Source organism: Caulobacter zeae (assembly GCF_002858925.1).
Lineage (GTDB): Bacteria > Pseudomonadota > Alphaproteobacteria > Caulobacterales > Caulobacteraceae > Caulobacter > Caulobacter zeae.
On the sequence record NZ_PJRS01000049.1, the window covers coordinates 223,421 to 240,939 of the forward strand.

General features: G+C 70.7%; 23 protein-coding genes. 8 read left to right on the plus strand and 15 right to left on the minus strand.

Translation table 11 applies throughout. The annotated features are described in order from the left end of the window. Nucleotides 1–123: 123 nt before the first annotated feature. Nucleotides 124–903 carry a 3'(2'),5'-bisphosphate nucleotidase CysQ gene (gene cysQ, locus SGCZBJ_RS24415; RefSeq protein WP_101720502.1) on the minus strand — a complete coding sequence of 260 codons (780 nt, stop codon included), beginning with the start codon at nucleotides 901–903 and terminating at the stop codon, nucleotides 124–126. Next, nucleotides 900–1,091, minus strand: coding sequence for a DUF3553 domain-containing protein (locus SGCZBJ_RS24420; protein ID WP_101711171.1), 192 nt, complete (start codon nucleotides 1,089–1,091; stop codon nucleotides 900–902). The genes cysQ and SGCZBJ_RS24420 overlap by 4 nt, the downstream gene beginning before the upstream one ends. A gap of 137 nt (nucleotides 1,092–1,228) precedes the next feature. Here SGCZBJ_RS24420 and chpT point away from each other — a divergent pair, with 137 nt between their 5' ends. From chpT to SGCZBJ_RS24435, 3 genes are all read left to right on the plus strand, one after another. Beyond that, nucleotides 1,229–1,915: a histidine phosphotransferase ChpT gene (gene chpT, locus SGCZBJ_RS24425; RefSeq protein ID WP_101720503.1), complete on the plus strand. Its 687-nt coding sequence runs from the start codon at nucleotides 1,229–1,231 to the stop codon at nucleotides 1,913–1,915. 122 nt (nucleotides 1,916–2,037) lie between these two features. Then, on the plus strand, nucleotides 2,038–2,415 hold the full coding sequence (locus SGCZBJ_RS24430; protein WP_165799429.1) for a response regulator: 378 nt from the start codon (nucleotides 2,038–2,040) through the stop codon (nucleotides 2,413–2,415). Continuing rightward, nucleotides 2,412–3,242: a CheR family methyltransferase gene (locus tag SGCZBJ_RS24435; protein ID WP_101720504.1), complete on the plus strand. Its 831-nt coding sequence runs from the start codon at nucleotides 2,412–2,414 to the stop codon at nucleotides 3,240–3,242. Before SGCZBJ_RS24430 ends, SGCZBJ_RS24435 begins: the two co-directional genes overlap by 4 nt. On the opposite strand, the gene SGCZBJ_RS24440 is transcribed toward SGCZBJ_RS24435, so the two are convergent. The 5 genes from SGCZBJ_RS24440 to nepR form a co-directional block, all read right to left on the minus strand. Next, on the minus strand, nucleotides 3,239–4,342 hold the full coding sequence (locus tag SGCZBJ_RS24440; RefSeq protein WP_101720505.1) for a hypothetical protein: 1,104 nt from the start codon (nucleotides 4,340–4,342) through the stop codon (nucleotides 3,239–3,241). The genes SGCZBJ_RS24435 and SGCZBJ_RS24440 overlap by 4 nt on opposite strands. Nucleotides 4,343–4,551: 209 nt before the next feature. Beyond that, a complete protein-coding gene (locus tag SGCZBJ_RS24445; protein WP_101720506.1) occupies nucleotides 4,552–4,689 on the minus strand; it encodes an entericidin A/B family lipoprotein in 138 nt (45 codons plus the stop codon). 66 nt (nucleotides 4,690–4,755) lie between these two features. Then, complete coding sequence (phyK, locus tag SGCZBJ_RS24450) at nucleotides 4,756–6,474, minus strand: sensor histidine kinase PhyK (RefSeq protein ID WP_101720507.1); 1,719 nt, start codon at nucleotides 6,472–6,474, stop codon at nucleotides 4,756–4,758. Then, complete coding sequence (locus SGCZBJ_RS24455; RefSeq protein WP_101720508.1) at nucleotides 6,471–7,076, minus strand: sigma-70 family RNA polymerase sigma factor; 606 nt, start codon at nucleotides 7,074–7,076, stop codon at nucleotides 6,471–6,473. Before SGCZBJ_RS24455 ends, phyK begins: the two co-directional genes overlap by 4 nt. A 2-nt stretch (nucleotides 7,077–7,078) precedes the next feature. Continuing rightward, a complete protein-coding gene (gene nepR / locus SGCZBJ_RS24460) occupies nucleotides 7,079–7,264 on the minus strand; it encodes an anti-sigma T factor NepR (protein ID WP_101720661.1) in 186 nt (61 codons plus the stop codon). Between the two features lie 231 nt (nucleotides 7,265–7,495). Between nepR and phyR the strand changes: the two genes are divergently transcribed. Beyond that, on the plus strand, nucleotides 7,496–8,287 hold the full coding sequence (gene phyR, locus SGCZBJ_RS24465) for an anti-anti sigma factor/receiver protein PhyR (protein WP_101720509.1): 792 nt from the start codon (nucleotides 7,496–7,498) through the stop codon (nucleotides 8,285–8,287). Nucleotides 8,288–8,400: 113 nt separating this feature from the next. Here the strand turns inward: phyR and SGCZBJ_RS24470 are convergent, their stop codons facing one another. From SGCZBJ_RS24470 to SGCZBJ_RS24485, 4 genes are all read right to left on the minus strand, one after another. After that, nucleotides 8,401–8,673: a hypothetical protein gene (locus SGCZBJ_RS24470; RefSeq protein ID WP_101720510.1), complete on the minus strand. Its 273-nt coding sequence runs from the start codon at nucleotides 8,671–8,673 to the stop codon at nucleotides 8,401–8,403. A gap of 9 nt (nucleotides 8,674–8,682) precedes the next feature. Continuing rightward, nucleotides 8,683–8,883: a hypothetical protein gene (locus SGCZBJ_RS24475; RefSeq protein WP_116489163.1), complete on the minus strand. Its 201-nt coding sequence runs from the start codon at nucleotides 8,881–8,883 to the stop codon at nucleotides 8,683–8,685. A 300-nt stretch (nucleotides 8,884–9,183) separates the two neighbouring features. Further along, nucleotides 9,184–9,648 (minus strand): OmpA family protein, encoded by a 465-nt coding sequence (locus SGCZBJ_RS24480; RefSeq protein WP_101720512.1) that lies wholly within the window; start codon nucleotides 9,646–9,648, stop codon nucleotides 9,184–9,186. 100 nt (nucleotides 9,649–9,748) lie between these two features. Next, nucleotides 9,749–10,090: a YMGG-like glycine zipper-containing protein gene (locus SGCZBJ_RS24485; protein WP_058348995.1), complete on the minus strand. Its 342-nt coding sequence runs from the start codon at nucleotides 10,088–10,090 to the stop codon at nucleotides 9,749–9,751. 145 nt (nucleotides 10,091–10,235) lie between these two features. On the opposite strand from SGCZBJ_RS24485, the gene SGCZBJ_RS24490 reads away from it, so the two are divergent. Both SGCZBJ_RS24490 and SGCZBJ_RS24495 read left to right on the plus strand, forming a co-directional pair. Beyond that, nucleotides 10,236–11,093 (plus strand): diacylglycerol/lipid kinase family protein, encoded by an 858-nt coding sequence (locus SGCZBJ_RS24490; RefSeq protein ID WP_101720513.1) that lies wholly within the window; start codon nucleotides 10,236–10,238, stop codon nucleotides 11,091–11,093. Further along, nucleotides 11,090–11,932 (plus strand): metallophosphoesterase family protein, encoded by an 843-nt coding sequence (locus SGCZBJ_RS24495; protein ID WP_338065473.1) that lies wholly within the window; start codon nucleotides 11,090–11,092, stop codon nucleotides 11,930–11,932. Before SGCZBJ_RS24490 ends, SGCZBJ_RS24495 begins: the two co-directional genes overlap by 4 nt. Before the next feature lie 61 nt (nucleotides 11,933–11,993). Here the strand turns inward: SGCZBJ_RS24495 and SGCZBJ_RS24500 are convergent, their stop codons facing one another. The 3 genes from SGCZBJ_RS24500 to SGCZBJ_RS24510 all read right to left on the minus strand — a co-directional run bounded on the left by SGCZBJ_RS24500 (nucleotide 11,994) and on the right by SGCZBJ_RS24510 (nucleotide 13,426). Then, complete coding sequence (locus SGCZBJ_RS24500; RefSeq protein ID WP_101720514.1) at nucleotides 11,994–12,605, minus strand: superoxide dismutase; 612 nt, start codon at nucleotides 12,603–12,605, stop codon at nucleotides 11,994–11,996. 75 nt (nucleotides 12,606–12,680) lie between these two features. After that, entirely contained in the window at nucleotides 12,681–13,058 is a 378-nt protein-coding gene (locus tag SGCZBJ_RS24505; protein WP_240621634.1) for a hypothetical protein, read from the minus strand. Nucleotides 13,059–13,075: 17 nt separating this feature from the next. After that, complete coding sequence (locus SGCZBJ_RS24510) at nucleotides 13,076–13,426, minus strand: hypothetical protein (RefSeq protein ID WP_101720516.1); 351 nt, start codon at nucleotides 13,424–13,426, stop codon at nucleotides 13,076–13,078. 182 nt (nucleotides 13,427–13,608) lie between these two features. Between SGCZBJ_RS24510 and SGCZBJ_RS24515 the strand changes: the two genes are divergently transcribed. Next, a complete protein-coding gene (locus SGCZBJ_RS24515; RefSeq protein ID WP_101720517.1) occupies nucleotides 13,609–15,492 on the plus strand; it encodes an HWE histidine kinase domain-containing protein in 1,884 nt (627 codons plus the stop codon). 120 nt (nucleotides 15,493–15,612) lie between these two features. On the opposite strand, the gene SGCZBJ_RS24520 is transcribed toward SGCZBJ_RS24515, so the two are convergent. Next, the gene (locus SGCZBJ_RS24520) at nucleotides 15,613–16,467 is read right to left on the minus strand and encodes an acyl-CoA thioesterase (RefSeq protein WP_101711155.1); all 855 of its coding nucleotides are present in this window, start codon (nucleotides 16,465–16,467) and stop codon (nucleotides 15,613–15,615) included. A 66-nt stretch (nucleotides 16,468–16,533) separates the two neighbouring features. On the opposite strand from SGCZBJ_RS24520, the gene SGCZBJ_RS24525 reads away from it, so the two are divergent. Next, a complete protein-coding gene (locus SGCZBJ_RS24525) occupies nucleotides 16,534–17,511 on the plus strand; it encodes a histone deacetylase family protein (protein ID WP_101720518.1) in 978 nt (325 codons plus the stop codon). Nucleotides 17,512–17,519 lie beyond the last annotated feature (8 nt).

Here is a 17,519-nt window from a genome sequence, read left to right on the forward strand (position 1 = left end):
CTGAAATTGCGAGGCGTTCTTATTTTCGCAATTGCCGGGGTGCAATAATAATCAGTCGCAGGAGGAGCACGGTCGCCGCTGCACGCGACAACCGTGACCATTATGCAACGTATCGTTCGCGTATCAGGCGCCGCGGGCGACGAACCAGCCGTTTCGGAAGCCCTGGTCGGCCTTGCCATAGGTGAAGGGCTCGCCTTCCGGAGTGGTAAAGCGGCCGCCGGCGGCGACGATCAGGGCGTGACCGGCGGCGGTGTCCCATTCCATGGTCGGCCCGTGGCGCGGATAGATGTCGGCCGCGCCCTCGGCGATGCGGGCCAGCTTGATCGACGAGTCCATCGGCGCGCGCAAGCTGAAGCCGTACTGGTCGGCCAGGGCGGTGGCCTTGTCTTCCTTCATGGTGTGGCTGACCAGGGCCAGGGCCTGGCCCTCGGGCCAGGCGCGCGCGCGCACCGGCGTCTCGGCGCCGCCCGGCCCCTCGCGCTTGATGACGCCGCCGTCGGCCGTGAACCACACCTCGCCGGTGGCGGGGGCGCAGACGGCGCCGGCGACCGGCGCGCCGTTGTCGATCAGGCCGATGTTGACGGTGTAGTTCGGATCGCCGCGCACGAAGGCCTTGGTGCCGTCCACTGGGTCGACCAGGAAGAAGCGCGGGCCGATCTGGTCGGGCGTGCCGTACTCGCAGGCGTGTTCCTCGGAGATGGCGGGGATGTCGGGGTAGTGCTCGGCCAGCAGGGCCAGGATCACCTTCTCGCCGGCCTTGTCGGCCTCGGTCACCGGGCTCTCGTCTGCCTTGCGCACGACGTCGAGCTCGGTCCGCCAGAACGGCAGGATCACCTCGGCGGCGGCCTCGACGATACGGGCCAGGTCGCGTCCGATGTCGGCCGGAAGGGGGGCGGAGCTCATGCTTGTCCTCGGGGGTCGTCGCCGACGAAGACCAGTCTCACGACGCGGGCGTCGATCGTCTGCTTGCCGGCCTCTTCGAAATTCACGGTGACGCGATGGCCGGTCACGGACTGCACCTGGCCAAGGCCCCAGTCGGGCTGGCCCGGATGGCGCACCAGCACGCCGGGTTCGAGAAACGGATCCATCACGGCTCCCTGATAGTGCCTGGCGCGCCAAAGTGTGAGCGGTTTTCGGCGCCGTCCGGCGTCGATCTGTGCGCGGCCTGGTTGAACCCGATTTCGCGGCGACGTTTGCCAAAGCCCCAAATCACGCCAAAGATCGCGCCATGACCGACACCGCCGCCCCCGCCTCGCCCGCGCCCGCCGTCACGCTGGACGTCAACGGCCCGGATTTCGCCGCCCTGGTGGCCGCGCGGCTGTGTCACGACTTCATCAGCCCGGCCAGCGCCATCGTTTCGGGCCTGGACCTGCTGGAGGACCCCAGCGCCCAGGACATGCGCGACGACGCCATGAGCCTGATCAGCAGCTCGGCCCGCAAGCTGGCCGACCTCCTGCAATTCACCCGCGTGGCCTTCGGCGCCTCGGCCTCGGCCGAAGCCTTCGACTCGCGCGAGCTGGAGCGGCTGGCCCAGCAGGGCGTCTTCGCCCATGTGCGCCCGAACCTGACCTGGGACATCGCGCCGCAGCCGCTGAACAAGGCCGCCTCGCGCGCCTTGCTGAACATCGCCCAGATCGCCGCCAGCGCCCTGCCGGCCGGCGGCGCGGCGACGCTGCGCGCCGTCGTCGCCGACGGCCGCACGGCGATCACCGCCGACGCGGTCGGTCCCCGCGCCCGCCTGCGCCCCGAGGTTCTGGCCGGCCTCAAGGGCGAACCGCTGGGCGAGGGCCTGGGCGGTCCGTGGGTGCAGGCGGCCTATCTGTTCTCGGTGGTGCGCGCCGCCGGCGGCCAGATCGGCGTCGAGATCGCCGAGGAGCGCGTCAGCATCGCCGCCTGGACGCCGGCGCTCGACTGAACCGTACGTTTTTGCGCGCCGTCACCGCTCCTTAACCCGGATCGGCCAATCCTGCCGATCTAGGATTTGGAGCGCGTCAGTCGGCGAAACCGCACACACTTTCGCCTGACGCGCTCGCCGATTTGGAGCGCGCCGTGAAGACCTGCCTCGTCGTCGACGACAGCCGGGTGATCCGCAAGGTGGCCCGCCGTGCGTTGGAGGACATCGGCTTCGAGATCGCCGAGGCCGCCGACGGCATGGAGGCGCTGGCCTGGTGTCGCGCGGCCATGCCCGACGCTGTCCTGCTCGACTGGAACATGCCGGTGATGAACGGCCTGGAATTCCTGCAGCGCCTGCGCCAGGAGCCGGGCGGCGACGCGCCGGTGGTGGTGTTCTGCACGGTCGAGAACAGGGTCGACAACATTCGCCTGGCGCTCGACAGCGGGGCCGACGAGTACATCATGAAGCCTTTCGACGGCGAGATCATCGCCGCCAAGTTCGCCGAGGCGGGCCTGCTATGACCCCCGAGGACATGGATCTGCTGGCGGCCCTGGGCCGCGCCCGCGCCGGCATCAAGGTCGAGACCGACAAGCACTATGTCGTCGAGAGCCGCCTGTCGCCGCTGGCCCGGCGCGAAGGCTATGCGTCGATCGACGCCCTTATGGCGGCCCTGCGCGCCAAGCGCGAGGAGCGGCTGATCTGGGCGGTGGTCGAGGCTCTGACGGTCAACGAGACCGCCTTCTTCCGCGATCGCGCCACCTTCGCCTTCCTGCGCGACGTGGCGATGCCGGAGCTGTCGCGCCGCCGCAAGGACGGTTCGGTGCGGGTGTGGAGCGCGGCCTGCTCGACCGGCCAGGAGATCTATTCCCTGGCCATCGCCGCCGACGAGGCGCGGGGCCTGGAGCCGGGCGTGCGCTTCGAGTTCTTCGCCTCCGACCTGTCCGAACGCTGCCTGGAGAAGGCCCAGAGCGGCCTCTACACCCAGTTCGAGGTGCAGCGCGGCCTGCCGATCCGGCTGCTGATCAAGCATTTCGAGAACCAGGACGAGACATGGGCGATCTCGCCGCGCATCCGCCAGGCGGTGCGCTGGCGGCGGATCAACCTGGTTTCCGACCTGTCGGCCATGGGGGTCTTCGACCTGATTGTGCTGCGCAACGTGCTGCCGGGCCTCGACCCGTCGGTGCGCGCGCGGGTGATCGAGAGCATGGCCGCCCGCCTGACCGAGGACGGCCTGCTGGTGCTGGGCGAGACCGAGAGCCTGGCGGGCGTCACCGACGCCCTGCACCCGCTGCCGGGACGCCCAGGCCTGTTCGCCCGGGATCCGGCCTTCCGCGCCGCGGCCGCTTAGATCCTCGCCCGGCGCCGACGGCGCGGGACCAGGGTTTCCATCGTTTCCGAGATCCAGCCGGCCAGGCGTCGCCGCATCGACGCGGGCGGCTCGGGCGCGTCCGCCATGGCCTTCGACAGCTTGGCGAACAGCAGGGCGGCCGGACCCGGCGCGGCCAGGGCCGCGCGCGCGTCGAGGGCGTCGATCACCTGTCGCGAGATCCGCCGGTAGGGCGCGGCCGGAACCGCGGCGTGGGCGGCCGGCGTGCGGCAGTCGGAGAAGTCGGGCGCCAGGCCGCAGCCGGCCCGCAGCGCTTCGGTGATCTGGGCGGCGTAATCGGCGTCCTGGCCCAGGCGGTCGACGTCGATGACCAGGTCGGCCTGCGGCAGGGCCTTCAGGTAGGACAGCAGGTATACCGCTAGGAACGCGGTGAACGAGGTCCGCGCCGGCGCCCGCTTCAGCCGCCGGCGGACGGCGGAGATGCGCTGGACGAGCGCGCCGCCCCTGGGCGTGGGCAAGCCCAGCCGCCGCGCCAACGGTCCGGCCTCGGCCGCTTCCGACAGCAGGACGTACTGGCAGAGTTCGAAATAGGTCGGGCGAGGCCGCTTGCGCAGCGAGTGGAACGACAGCCACTGCTGCAACGGGTCGCGGATCAGCACCACGTGGAAACCGCCGAACCGTCGGCGCAGCCAGTCGATGCGGCCCAGGGTCCGGCAGCAGGCCAGAACAGGCCTCTGTCCGTCGCTTTGGGCGTCGCCGACCAGTCCGGCGACATAGGCGGTCTGGGCGGCGTCCTGCTGGCCGGCGGGCAGGAAATAGTCGTCGAGGGCGAAGCGCGCCTGGTAGCCGGCGACGCCGCCGCCGGGCGCCAGCAGGCCGGCGAATTCGGCGAGATAGGGAACGTCGTCCCCGGGATGGCGCAGGCCGCTGGCGCGCGGTGTCTCGCGGGCGATGCGCTCTGGCGTCAGCGTCGCCAGCTGCTCGTGCCAGGGCTCGTAATAGGCCCGCACGCCCGGCAGGGCGCGAAAGCGGCTCCAGACATAGGTGCTCGAGCAGCGCCAGCCGCTGTGCACGAAGACCGGGGGCTGGGCGGGATCGGGATGGGCGACCGGGATCGTCATGGCCGCCAGGATCGGCGGCCCGGTTGTCCGGCTTATCTCGCCGCCGACAGGAAAAGCAGGGCGTTCTTGTCAGCGCCGCAACGCTTGATGCGCATCCGAGACGCGCCGGCGCCGGTTCGGCGCCATGAGCGCAACAGGGCGATCCTGGACAGCAAAAGACCCGCCCCCGATGGAGGCGGGTCCTTCGGTCTGGGACCGGAAGATCCGGTTTAGTTCTTAGCGTCGCGAGCGGTGTCGCTGACGGCCTGGCCGGCCGAGGAGACGTCCTTGCCGGCGCCTTCGACGGTGTTGCAGGCGGCGACGCTGAGGCTGGCGGCGAGGGCGGCCAGGATGACGAACTTGCGCATGAGAGTTCTCCGGTGCTGGCCCTGACGGGCGCTTGAGATTGCCCAGAGCAAACGTGGCCCGCCGGTCTAGGTTCCGGCCTGATGCTGGGGCGGCGGCAGGGCCTGGGGCGTCGGAAACACCAGCCGCACGAGGAGGCCGCCCATCGGGCTGGCGTCGAACTTCACCTGGCCGCGCAGCTGGCGGGCGAAGGCGGTCATCAGGGTGCGGCCCACGCCCTCGCCGGGGCCGGCCGGGGCGCCGGGACCATCGTCGCCGATGGCCAGCTCTGCCTCTTCCCCGCGCACGAAGAAGTCGACGGTCAGCACGCCGCCCCGCTCCGAGAGGGCGTGCTTCTGGGCGTTGGTGATGGCCTCGACGGCGAACAGCGCCAGCGGCGCCAGGCGGTCCGGATCGATGACCAGGGGGTCGGCGTGGACCTCGGTGCGCACGGTGCCCTGGCCGTTGATGTCGCCGGCCAGCAGCAGGGCGGTCAGCTCCTCGAGGAACGGACGCAGGTCGACGCGCTTGAGGTCGGGGCCCTGGTAGAGGGCGCGATAGATCTGGGCCAGGGCGGTGATCCGCTGGCGGGTGTCGTTCATCGCCGTGCGCGCCGCCGGATCGGTCAGGGCGCGCTGCTGCATGTTCAGCAGCGAGGTGATGATCTGCAGGTTGTTCTTCACCCGATGATGGATCTCGCGCATCAGCGAGTCCTTCTCGGCCAGGCTGTCGCGCAGCGAGGCGTCGCGCTGGACGATGCCGGCGGCCATGTCGTCGAGGGTCTTGGCCAGTTCGCGGATTTCCGGCGGGGCGCGCTCAGAGGCCTGGACCGGGCGGACGGTGAAGCGGCCCTTGGCGTAGATCGCCGCCACCCGGCGCAGATAGACGATCCAGCGGATCACCTCGCGCTCGGTGGTCCAGAAGACGCCTGCGAGGGCCAGGGCGAAGGCCAGCAACGGCAGCAGCAGTCGCGAGATCGGGCTGAGGGTCGCCCACGAGATCAGGCCGGGAGCGGGCGCCGACAGCACCACGAAGACGTCGTCCTCGACGAGCGGGGCGGCCGAGAACAGGCGGTGGCGTCCCTGCGTGTCCTTGCCCGACCACAGGATCGTTTTCTGGCCCGCCTGGCTCTCTTCGCGCAGGTGCGTGTTCGAAGGGCCGAAGGCGTTGGGATCTGTGGCCGAGAAGATCGCGCCGCGCGCGTCGGCCAGGCCGATCTCGGCGCCGTCGGGCAGGAAGCGATTGGCGGTCTGGGGCTTGAGGCTCGACAGGGTCAGGACGGCGGCCATGGCCCCGTCGAACACGCCGGCGCCGTCCTCGGCGCGGACGGCCGTCAGCACCGAAGGCTCGCCCGCATAGACGGCGCCCGGCGCCGGCGCGACCGCCAGGTGGGCGCCCGCCGCCAGGTCGAGGAACCAGGGGCGTTGCGCGCGCTCGGGGTCGCGCGGCGTGGTGCCGGCGGCGCAGGCCACGCGGCCATAGGCATCGAAGCGGATCAGGTTGGCGTAGCCGGGCAGGCGCGACTTCACTGCGTCAAGCCGCCGGGCGCACTCCAGGCCGACCGAGCCGGGGCCCAGGGTCTGGAGCAGCACGCCGGCCGCCTCGATGCGAGCCCGGGCCGTGGCGGCGCTGTGGCCGGCGGCGAGCTCGAGGCTCTGCCGCCGGGAGTCGCCGTCGGAACGGAACGCCAGGTAGGACTGCACCACGCCGATGATCAGCACCGGCAGCAGGAAGACCACCAGCGTCAGGCCAAGCCGGATCCGGATCGTGCCGACGACTTCCGCCGCGCGGCCGTACACGCGCTTCACCGCTGGGTGCTCAGGCGCTCCGCATCGGCCAGGATGGCGTGCATCGCGTCGCCGGCGGCGCCGCCGTCGCGGTCATAGCCGCCTGACTCGAGAATGGCCTGCAGGGCGCGGCGCGCCCGGCTGACGCGGCTCTTCACCGTGCCGACCGCGCAGCCGCAGATGTCGGCCGCTTCCTCGTAGGCGAAGCCGCCGGCCCCGACCAGGATCAGCGCTTCGCGCTGCTCGGGCGGCAGCATGGCCAGGCTCATGCGCAGCTCGTCCAGGGCCACGGGGGCTTCCGGATCGTCCACGGCCACCAGGGTCCGCTCGGCGGCTTCCTGGTCGAGCTGGCTCTGGCGCCAGGAGCGACGCTTCTCCGAGTAGAACTGGTTGCGCAGGATCATGAAGGTCCAGGCCTTCATGTTCGTGCCCAGCTGGAAGCTGGCGCGTGCGTCCCAGGCCTTCATCATGGCGTCCTGCGCCAGATCGTCCGCGGCCGTCGGGTCACCGGTCAGGGTGCGCGCGAAGGCCCGCAGGTGCGGGATGAGGGTGACGAGTTCTTTCTTGAAGATCCCGTCACGGGCCGGATCGATGGGCGATCGGCCGACTTGCGCTTCGCTCATGCTCAACGCTCTCCCGAAGGCTTGTCAGCCTTGCGCAGGATGTCGAGGAATTCATCCGGGACAGGCTCGTTGACCACCTCGTCGAACATCTGCCGAAGCTTGACGCCGATGGCCTGCTGCCGAAGCCGCGCCTCGTCGAGCGAGGCGGCTCCCTTGCGTTGATCTTCCATGGGTACGTGTTCGATCATGTCCTCGACGCCGGTTGTGCGCAGCGTCCGCCCCCTGCGGCCGAATGTGTAAATGCTGGAGGTCAACGCCACATTCCGCATCGGGTTCCATAAGCTTGAGCATAGACTGCCAAAATTCGGATCGGTGCGGAACCGCCCTCGCACAGGGCACGTTATGCACTCGACTGAACGGCATAGCTTTGCCGTGACAGAAGGCCTTTTTTGTTTCGAAGACACTCTACGGGAGGGGTCATGAGTCTTCTTGCCCGACTGGCGCCGCACCTGCCTTACGTTCGCCGCTACGCCCGCGCCCTGACCGGGGACCAGACGACCGGCGACCACTATGTGCGGGTAGCGCTGGAGGCGCTGGCCGCCGGCGAGCGTTCGCTCGACGCGGCGCTGTCGCCGCGCGTGGCGCTCTATCGCGTCTTCCACGCCATCTGGCTGACCTCGGGCGCCCAGCTCGAAGCCCGCCGGGACGATATTTCGGACGACGCCTCGCAGCGCCTGCTGCGCATCGCCCCGCGCTCTCGCCAGGCGTTCCTGCTGACCGCGCTTGAGGGCTTCACGCCCACCGAGGCGGCCCAGATCCTCGACTGCGACTTCGGCGAGGTCGAGCGGCTGATCGCCGACGCCCAGGCCGAGATCGACGCCGAACTGGCGACCGAGGTGCTGATCATCGAGGACGAGCCGGTCATCGCCGCCGACATCGAGGCGCTGGTGCGTGAACTGGGCCACGACGTGATCGATATCGCCGCCACCCGCGGCGAGGCGGTCGACGCCGTCGCCCGCAAGACCCCGGGCCTCGTCCTGGCCGACATCCAGCTGGCCGACGGCTCGTCGGGCATCGATGCGGTCAAGGACATCCTGGCGCGTCTGGACGTGCCGGTGATCTTCATCACCGCCTTCCCCGAGCGCCTGCTGACCGGCGAGCGTCCGGAACCGACCTTCCTGATCACCAAGCCCTTCCAGCCGGAAACGGTGAAGGCGGCGATTGGCCAGGCGCTGTTCTTCCACCCGCGCCGGACCCGCCAGGCCGCCTGACGGCCTGGACAGGACCCCCGAACGACGAAGGCCCCGGCGAGCGATCGCCGGGGCCTTCTCTTTGGTGCGGTTCCATCGGGCTTCTGGCGAGCCCTTCCCTCAGTTCCGCGCGGCTAGTGGGCCGGCGCGGTCTGTTCCTGCGGAGCCTGCTTGGGCGAGGCCAGCTCGGTCGTGCCCTGCTGGGCCTCGGCCGGCGTGTTGGCGCCCCGGTTGCCCTCGACCGAGGCCAGCTCGCCGGAGCGCATGCCCCAGCTGCCGAAGAGGGCGATGGCGGCCAGCACGATCGAGATCACCAGCACCCAGAAGATGTGGCGGCCCCAGCGGCCCTGGCGGGCAGGCGTGGCCTTCAGGGTCGGCGAATGTTCGGTGTTGATGTCGGTCGCCATGGGCGCCTCCTATTTCGCGTCGTTCCACCCGGCCGGGGCCGTGCGGCCGGCGTCGAGCTGGGCGGCGGCGAAATGCTGGACGGTCCCGACCGCCAACGCCATGCCCAGCACCGCCACCACGGCGAGCAGGCGTGAACTCCGGGCTTGCCTGCGGCGACGCTGGGTTTCGAAGACCAGTCCGCCATGCGCGGCTTGATAGGCGCGGATCATCACGTCGCTCCCCATTCGCCCCGCGATGTCGCGGGATCATGAGAACAACGTTTCGCGCACGGCGCCGTTCCGAGGCCGCTGCGCATGCCTGGCCACGCGGTTCGCCGGTCAGGCGAAAAATTTTTCGAAAAGTCGGGAACGCCGATCGGGGGAGGTCGTTCTATGTCTGCGGAGGCGGCGACGCCCCCCCGACTTGAGGCTGGCGACAGCCAGCCTGCCGTCTCCGCAACCCCCTTCTCTGTCGAGCCTCAAGGCGGATCGGATCACCGGCCCGCCTTTTTCCGTATGCGTGGCTCAGGGTTAGGGCTTGGTAGGACCTTCCAGGTCGATGCGCACGTCGGCGCGACGGCGCAGGGGGCGCGCCTCGCCGTCGCGGGTGGTCGCCCCGGCGTCGCCCGCCGCGGTCACCTCGAACGACACCTGCCGGAAGCCGACCCGGGCCAGGGCCCCGGTCACGGCCGCGGCGCGCTTTTCCGACAAGGCCAGGTTGGCGTCGGGCGCCCCCACTGCGTCGGCTAGGCCCACGACGTGGACGTTCTTGGCCGTGCAGCCCTTGGCCAGGTCGGCGGCGCCGCGCAGCACCTGTCGGGCCTCGCGGGTCACCGCCGCGGAGTCGCGCTCGAAATAGATCGACACCGAAAAGTCCTCGCAGGCGGCCGGAACGGCCTCGATCTGCGCCCGGGACTTGGGCCAGGGGCTGCTCGCGCAACCAGCCGCCGCAACACCGATCGCCGCCATAGCGATCCAAACGCCCGCCTTGCTCATCCGTCGCCCTCTTGTTGCACCCAACTACGCCGCTTCGGACATGCCAAAGGCGGCCGACGCGCGCCGACCGCCTTCGAAATCCTGTTTGGACGAAGCCGCCTTAGCGGGGGCTGCCGTCTTCCCAGAAATAACGACCGCTGCGCGAGTCGTAGTAGTAATACCGTCCAGCGCGCTCGTCATAGTACTGGCGACGATTCACGTTGGTGGCGCCGCAGCCGCCGTCCTCGCGGCAGCCCTTGATGGCGCCGGCGGTGCCGCCGATGGCTGCGCCGATGGCGGCCCCGGTCCCTGCGTCGCCCGCGCCGACATTGTTGCCGATCACGGCGCCGGCGAGGGCGCCGAGAGCCGCGCCGCCGGCGGCGTTGCGTTCGGTGTTGCCGGTGGCCGTACAGGCGGTGGCCAGCAAGCCGGCGGCCGCCACGGCGATCACTGTGGTCTTCATCTTGGCTCTCCGTTCGAGCGTGTCCCGGTCACTCAAACGGAGCATGAGCGGCGGAAGTTCCGGCCCCCGCATCGGGGAACCCCGGCCAAGCGCCGCCGTTTGCTCCGCATGGGGGCCGCTTTCGGCCGCGCCGACGGGAGTTTGCATGCGCGTCGAACTGGTCGCCAACACCGCTTCGGGCTCGGTTGGACGGGACGGTCCCGAGAGGGCCGAGGCGATCCTGGCCGAGCATGGCGTCGAGGCGACCGTGCATGCGCCGGCCGGGGGCGAGCTGGAGTCCTGTCTCTCCGAGGCCCTGTCGCGAAAGCCCGACGCGCTGTTCGTCCTGGCCGGCGACGGCACGGCCCGGGCCGCCGCCGAGATGGCCGGCCCCGACGGTCCGCTGGTGGCCCCTCTGCCTGGCGGCACCATGAACATGCTGCCCCGCGCCCTCTATGGCGAGCGGGCCTGGCCCGAGGCGCTGAAGGCCTGCCTGACCCATGGCGAGGAGCGGATGATCTCCGGCGGCGAGGTGGCGGGGCGCCTGTTCTTCGTCGCCGCCATTCTGGGCAGTCCCGCCCTGTGGGCCGAGGCGCGCGAGGCCGCCCGCCAGGGGCGGGCCGACCTGGCCTTGATGCGGGCCCAGCGCGCCCTACGCCGGGCCTTCTCCAGCCGCCTGCGCTATGTGCTGGACGGCCGGCCCAAGGAGAAGGCCGAGGCCCTGACCCTGATGTGCCCGCTGGTCTCGACGGCGCTGGCCGCCGACGAACGGGCCCTGGAGGCCGCCGCCCTCGACCCCACCAACGCCCTCGACATCTTCCGCCTGGGGGTCAAGACCGTCACCGGCGCCTGGCGCGACGACCCATCGGTCAGCGTCGGCCGCTGCCGGGTGGGCAAGGCCTGGGCCGGCGGGCGGATCCCGGCCATCCTCGACGGCGAGCCGGTGCGGCTGGACGACCACGTCTCGATCCGCTTCCGCCCCAAGGCCTTCCGCGCCCTGGCCCTGAGGGACGACGCGCCGTGACCGGTCCCGTCTTCAAGTCCGGATCTGTCTTCAAGATGGTCCAGGTTTCCGACATCCATTTCGGCGGCGAGCATCCGCAGGCGGTGGAGGCGGCTGTGGAGTGCATCCACGCCGCGCGCCCGGATCTCGTTATCGGGGCGGGCGACCTGACCAAGGACGGGGCCCAGGTCGAGTTCGACGCCGCCCGCGCCTGGTTCGAGCGCCTGCCCAGGCCGCAACTGCTGGCCCCTGGCAATCACGACAGTCCGTTCAAGGGGCCGGTGGAGGTCTTCGAGCGATTGTTCATGCCCTGGCGGCGCTACGAGGCCCGGTTCGGCGAGCCAGACGGCCTGGCCTTCCGCGACGAGCGGGCGGCGGTGTTCACGCTGAACTCGGCGCGCGGGGCGCAGATCCGCTGGAACTGGTCGAAGGGGGCGGTGTCGCGCTTCCAGACCAGGGCGGTGGCCAGACGGCTGGCCGCCGAACCGCCGGGACGGCTGAAGGTGGTGGTCTGCCACCATCCCCTGATCGAGATGATGGGCGGGCCGATGACCGCCAAGGTGCGGGGCGGGCAGGCCGCCGCCCTGGCCTTCGCCAACGCCGGCGCCGATCTTGTGCTGACCGGCCACATCCATGCGCCGTTCGTGCACGCCTATCCCTATGCCGGCGGCTGCACCCAGGCGGTGGGCTCGGGCACGCTGTCGGTGCGCGAACGCGGCGTGCCGCCCAGCTTCAACATCATCGAGGCCGACGAGGCGGAGATGCGCATCACCGCCATGGCCTTCGAGCGCACCGGCTTCGTCGTCTGGCGCACCTGGGCGGTGAACCGCCGGCCCAACTGCAAGACGGAAGACCCTTGAACGCAAGAAGGGCGGGACCTTGCGATCCCGCCCTTCTCGAGGTCGGCCCTCGGTCGGTTGCTTAGACCGGGTAGGTCCAGGCTTCGCCCTGGCCTTGAGCCGCGGCGTACTGGGCGTCGGCGAAGGCCCAGTTGGGCAGGGCGTCGAACCAAGCTTCCAGGAAGCCCTTACGGTTGTTCTGGTGGTCGAGGTAGTAGGCGTGCTCCCACACGTCGCAGACCAGCAGCGGGGTCACGCCCGGCTTGGTCATGGCGCCGTCGGCGTCGTGGGTCGAGATGAGCGACAGCTTGTCGCCTTCGGCGACCAGCCAGGCCCAGCCCGAACCGAAGTGGCCGACGCCCTCGGCGACGAACTTTTCCTTCAGGCCGGCCAGGCCGCCGAAGGTCGCGTCGATGGCCTTGGCCAGAGCTTCGCCCGGACCGGCGCTGGCGGGAGCCATGCATTCCCAGAAGAAGGCGTGGTTCCAGGCCTGGGCGGCGTTGTTGAACACCTTGCCCGGGCCGGCGTCGGCGATGACCGCTTCCAGCGAGCGGGCGTCGTCTTCTGGCAGCAGGCCGTTCAGCGCGTTGACGTACGCGGCGTGGTGCTTGTCGTGGTGGAAATGGAGGGTGTTGGCCGAGATGGTCGGCTGGAGCGCCTCGTAGGCGTAGGGCAGGTCGGGCAGCTTGAACATGGTCACTCCATGGCGAAACGCCCCCGGAAGATGGGCCGGGGGCGGTTGAAAGCTAGGTTCGACGCTGAAAAAACTTCAGCGCTTGGGCGGCGGACGCGAGGCCATGAAGGCCTGGGCGACAGCCGCGGTGAAAGTCGGATTCTTGAGCGCGAAGACGCCGGCGGCCAGGGCCGCGCCGATCGACAGGATCGGGCGATCCTTGACGATGTCGACGATGCGCTCGGCGAAGCCGTTGACCTCCGGCGGCGGCGCATGGCGCGTGCGGCCGGCCTCGGCGCGATTGGCGGCGACCATGCCGGCCACGGCGACGATGAAGGCGGTGACGGCGGCGACCACGGCGGCCGCGCCGGCGGGCGTCAGGAACGGCGCCAGCACGGCGTACAGCGCGAAGGCGGCGGCGAACACGCTCACGGCAGCGGCCGCGGCGATCGCCGCGGCCGCTGCCAGCGTCATCAGGGTCTTTTCGAAGATCACTTGTTGTGGCTGCGGCTGCCGGCGAGCAGGAGGCCCAGGAGGACGCCGACGCCGAGGCCGGCCAGGGTGGCGGTGATCGGACGCTCGCGGACGCGCTCGGAGACGTACTTCTGGGCGTCTTCCAGCTGCTGACCGGCGGTGTCGGTGTAGGTGCGGCTCTGGGCGCGCAGGGTGTCGAAGCTGTCGACCAGGTTCTTCTCGAGGCGCTTGGCGGCGTCGGCGAAGCTGGCCTTGGCGGCGTTGGCGGCCTCGGCGAAGGAACGTTCGGCGTGCTCGGCGGCCGCGCCAGCGGCGGCCGTCGCCTTGTCGGCTTCCTTCTGAACGGTGTTCAAGGCGTTCGCGGGCATGTCTCGTCTCCGGTTCGCGGCAGGCTTTACGGGAAGTGCAGCTGAAGCTGCGCCCCGTCAACGCGGAGCCCGTACGGCCAGTTCCCACCTTAGCGCGACCGGAAAAGCTTCACCACAGGAGATCGCGCAAGAGCGTCCGATCCCCGCTCGCGCCACGCGAGAAGCCGGTCTATGTTCGAATCATGGCGGACGCGGATGCAGAACGAGCATCGGACCAGGAGGCTCGCAGGCTGCGGGCGGCGACGGCTCTGGCCGGAGCGTGGAAGGACGCCGACGACCCGCGCCTTTCCCGCCTGACGCGGCTGGCCGCGCGCCTGTTCGACGCGCCCCGCGCCGCCCTGATGCTGATCGAGCCCGAGCGCATTCGCCTGGCCGGCCGCATCGGGCACGCCGCCGATTCGATTCCCCGCGATGCGGCGCTGGCCGACGTCGTGCTGCGTTGCAGCCGCTCGGCGCTGCATGCCGACGTGTCCGGCGCGGCCTTCTTCGCCTGCGCGCCGCTGCGCGATCCGCGCGGCCTGGTGGTCGGCGTGCTGGCCGTCGAGGACGACCGTCCCCGCGACGGGGTCACGCCCGGTCAGCTGGAAGCCCTGGGCGAGCTGGCGGACCTGGCCACCGAGGAGCTGATCCGCGGCGCCGACCAGGCGCGGGCGGCGGCCGAGCGCCTGCTGGACGCCGAGCGCCTGGCCCTGGCCCTCAGCGCGGCCCGGCTCGGCGAGTTCGAGTGGAACGTCAAGACCGACCGCCTGCGGATCAGCGAGCGGATGGCCCGCATCAGCGGCATTCCCGCCGGCGAGGTCGCCGCCGAGGAGGGCAAGGCCGTCTGGCCCTATATCCATCCCGAAGACCGCGAAATCACGCGCGAGGACCTGCGCGCCCAGCTGCGCGACACCGGCCGCTACGAAGTCGAGTATCGCCGCGCCCAGGGCGTGGACGGCCACGAGCAGTGGAGCCGGGGCAGCGGCGTCATGGTGCTGGACGACGAGGGCCGGCCCGACCTGCTGATGGGCGTGGTGCAGGACATCACCGACCAGCGCGAGGCCGACGAGCGGCGCGACAACCTGGTGGCCGAGCTCGACCACCGCATCAAGAACATCCTGGCGGTGGTGCAGTCGGTCGCCGCCCAGTCAGCGCGCAAGAGCTCGTCGCTGGACGCCTTCCTCAAGACCTTCGCCGCGCGGCTGAAGTCGATGAGCTCGGCCCATGATCTGATCAGCGCCGCGCGTTGGCGCGGGGCGACCCTGGGCCGCATCGCCGCCGCCGAGCTGGGCGGGCTGGCGCCCAACCAGACCCGCTGGGACGGGCCCGAACTGTTCCTGACGCCCCGTGCGGCGGCCGCCCTGTCGCTGGCCCTGCACGAACTGGCGGTCAACGCCGTGAAGTACGGTTCGCTGTCGACCGAGACCGGCCGGGTCGAGATCGTCTGGCGCCGCTCGCCCGACGGCGGCTTCAGCCTGGAATGGCTGGAGACCGGCGGCCCGCTGACCAGCGAGCCGGTGACGCGGGGCTTCGGCGCCACCCTGGTCGAGGACGTGGTCGGGCGCGAGCTGGGCGGCGAGGCCAAGATCGACTACCGCCGCAGCGGCGTCACGGCGATGATCCACGCCGCCGCCTCGGCCCTGGCCGACGCCCCCGAGCCCGAACCGGCGCCGGCCGAGCCCGAACGCATCGTCGAGACCATCGGCGGCGGCGACGACAATTTCCGGGCCGGGGCCATAGCCGGCCTCAAGGTGCTGATCGTCGAGGACTCGCTGCTGCTGGCCATGGAGCTGGAGGCGGGCCTGGAGGACAGCGGCGTCGAGGTCGTGGGCTGCGCGGCCGAACTGGGCGAGGCCCTGTCGATGCTGGAGCTGGGATTCGACGCGGCCGTGCTGGACGCCGACCTCAACGGCCAGTCCGTGGCGCCGGTCGCCGAGGTGCTGCGCAAGGAAGGCCGGCCGTTCGTCTTCGCCACCGGCTATGCCGACAAGGCCGCGCCCATGGGCTTCGACGCCCCGATCGTGCGCAAGCCCTACAACGTCCACCAGATCGCCAAGGCGCTGGCCTCGGTCACAGGGCGGGGGTGACCCCCTCCGGCCCTCCGGGCCACCTCCCCCAGAGGGGGAGGATCTGAAAGCGCCGGCTCCAAGATGCTCCCCCTCTGGGGGAGCTGTCGCGAAGCGACTGAGGGGGATGCGCGATGCGCCCTACTTCCGGATCCGCATCAGGCACTCTTGCGCCACCGAGGCGACCAGCTTGCCGTCGCGGCTGAACATCTGGCCGCGCACCAGGCCGCGGCCCTGCGAGGCGCTAGGGCTGTCCTGCGAGAACAGGGTCCAGTCGTTGAAGTCGAAGGGGTGGTGGAACCACATTGCGTGGTCGAGGCTGGCGGCCTGCAGGCCCGGCGTCGTCCAGATCAGGCCGTGCGGGCGCAGGGCGCTTTCCATGAAGGCCATGTCCGACGCATAGGCCAGGGCGGCCTGCTGCATGCGGATGTCCTCGCCCAGCGGAGCGACGGCGCGCATCCACACCTGCTTTTCGCCCGACTTCTTGACCGGGGCCACGGGGTTCTGCGGGTCGATCCAGCGCAGGTCGACGGGGCGCGGGCGCTCCATGAAGGCCAGCATCTTGGGGTGGATCTGGTCGCCCAGGCTGCGCAGGTACTCGGCCTCGGTCGGCAGGGTCTCGGGCGCGGGAACGTCGGGCGCCTCGAACTGGTGCTCCAGGCCGACTTCCGGCGTCTGGAACGAGGCGGCCAGGTTGAAGATCTGCTCGCCGTGCTGGATGGCGGCCACCCGGCGGGTGGTGAAGGTGCCGCCGTCGCGGGCCCGCTCGACCTCGTAGAGCACCGGGGCGTTCACGTCGCCCGGGCGGATGAAGTAGGCGTGCAGCGAGTGGCAGACCCGGTCGCCCACGGTCTGGTAGGCCGCCGTCAGGGCCTGGGCGATGACCAGGCCGCCGAAGATACGCGGAAAGCCGTCATTGGGGCTGACGCCCCGGAACAGGTTCACCTCGATCGGTTCGAGGGTCAGGATCTCGGCGAGGTTCTCGGGCGTCTGCATGGTGCGCTGCGATAAGCTTCACGGACGGCCAGGGCAAGGCTGCCCATAACGTCAGCCTTGCGCCGCATGGTCGCGGCTCCCATCCTTTCGACCATGCCGCCTATTGTCCATCACCCCGCCTTCCGGGCCGAAATGCCGCCCGGCCACCGCTTCCCGATGGACAAGTTCTCGAAGCTGGCCAGCCTGCTGGAGGCAGAGGGGCTGCCGGGCCCGGCGGGCTTCCACCGGCCGGAGTTCGCAGCCCTGGAGGTGCTGCGCCTGGCGCATACGGATGACTATGTGCGCGGCGTCGTCGAGCTTTCCCTGCCGCCCGACATCGTGCGCCGCATCGGCATGCCCAACAGCGACAGCGTCGCCATCCGCGCCCGCGCGGCGACCGGCGGCACGATCCTGGCCGCGCGGCTGGCGCTGGAGCATGGGATCGCCTGCAACACCGCCGGCGGCAGCCACCATGCCGAGGCGTCTTCCGGCGCGGGCTTCTGCGTGTTCAACGACGTGGCCGTGGCCGCCCGGCTGCTCCAGGCCGAGGGGCGCGTCTCCCAGGTGCTGGTCGTCGACCTCGATGTCCACCAGGGCGACGGCACGGCGCGGATCTTCGAGGACGATCCCAGCGTCTTCACCTTCTCGATGCACGCGGAAAAGAACTTCCCGCACCGCAAGGCCGCCAGCGACCTCGACGTCGAACTGCCGGACGGAACCGACGACGGCGCCTACCTGGCCCGCCTCGACGCGATCCTCCCCGAGCTGATCGCGCGGGTGGATCCCGACCTCGTGTTCTTCAACGCCGGTGTCGATCCGCATACGGACGACAGGCTGGGTCGCCTGTCCCTGACCAACGCCGGCATTGCCGCCCGCGAGGCGCGGGTGCTGGGCGCCTGCCTGCAACGCGAGATCCCGGTCGTGGGCGTGATCGGCGGCGGCTACGATCCCGACATCGACCGCCTGGCTGATCGTCACGCCATACTGCACCGCACGGCGGCGGCTCTGGCGGCCACGAAAAAGGGGCGGCCCGTCGCCGAGCCGCCCCTTCCTCACGCGATCTGAAGTCCGGC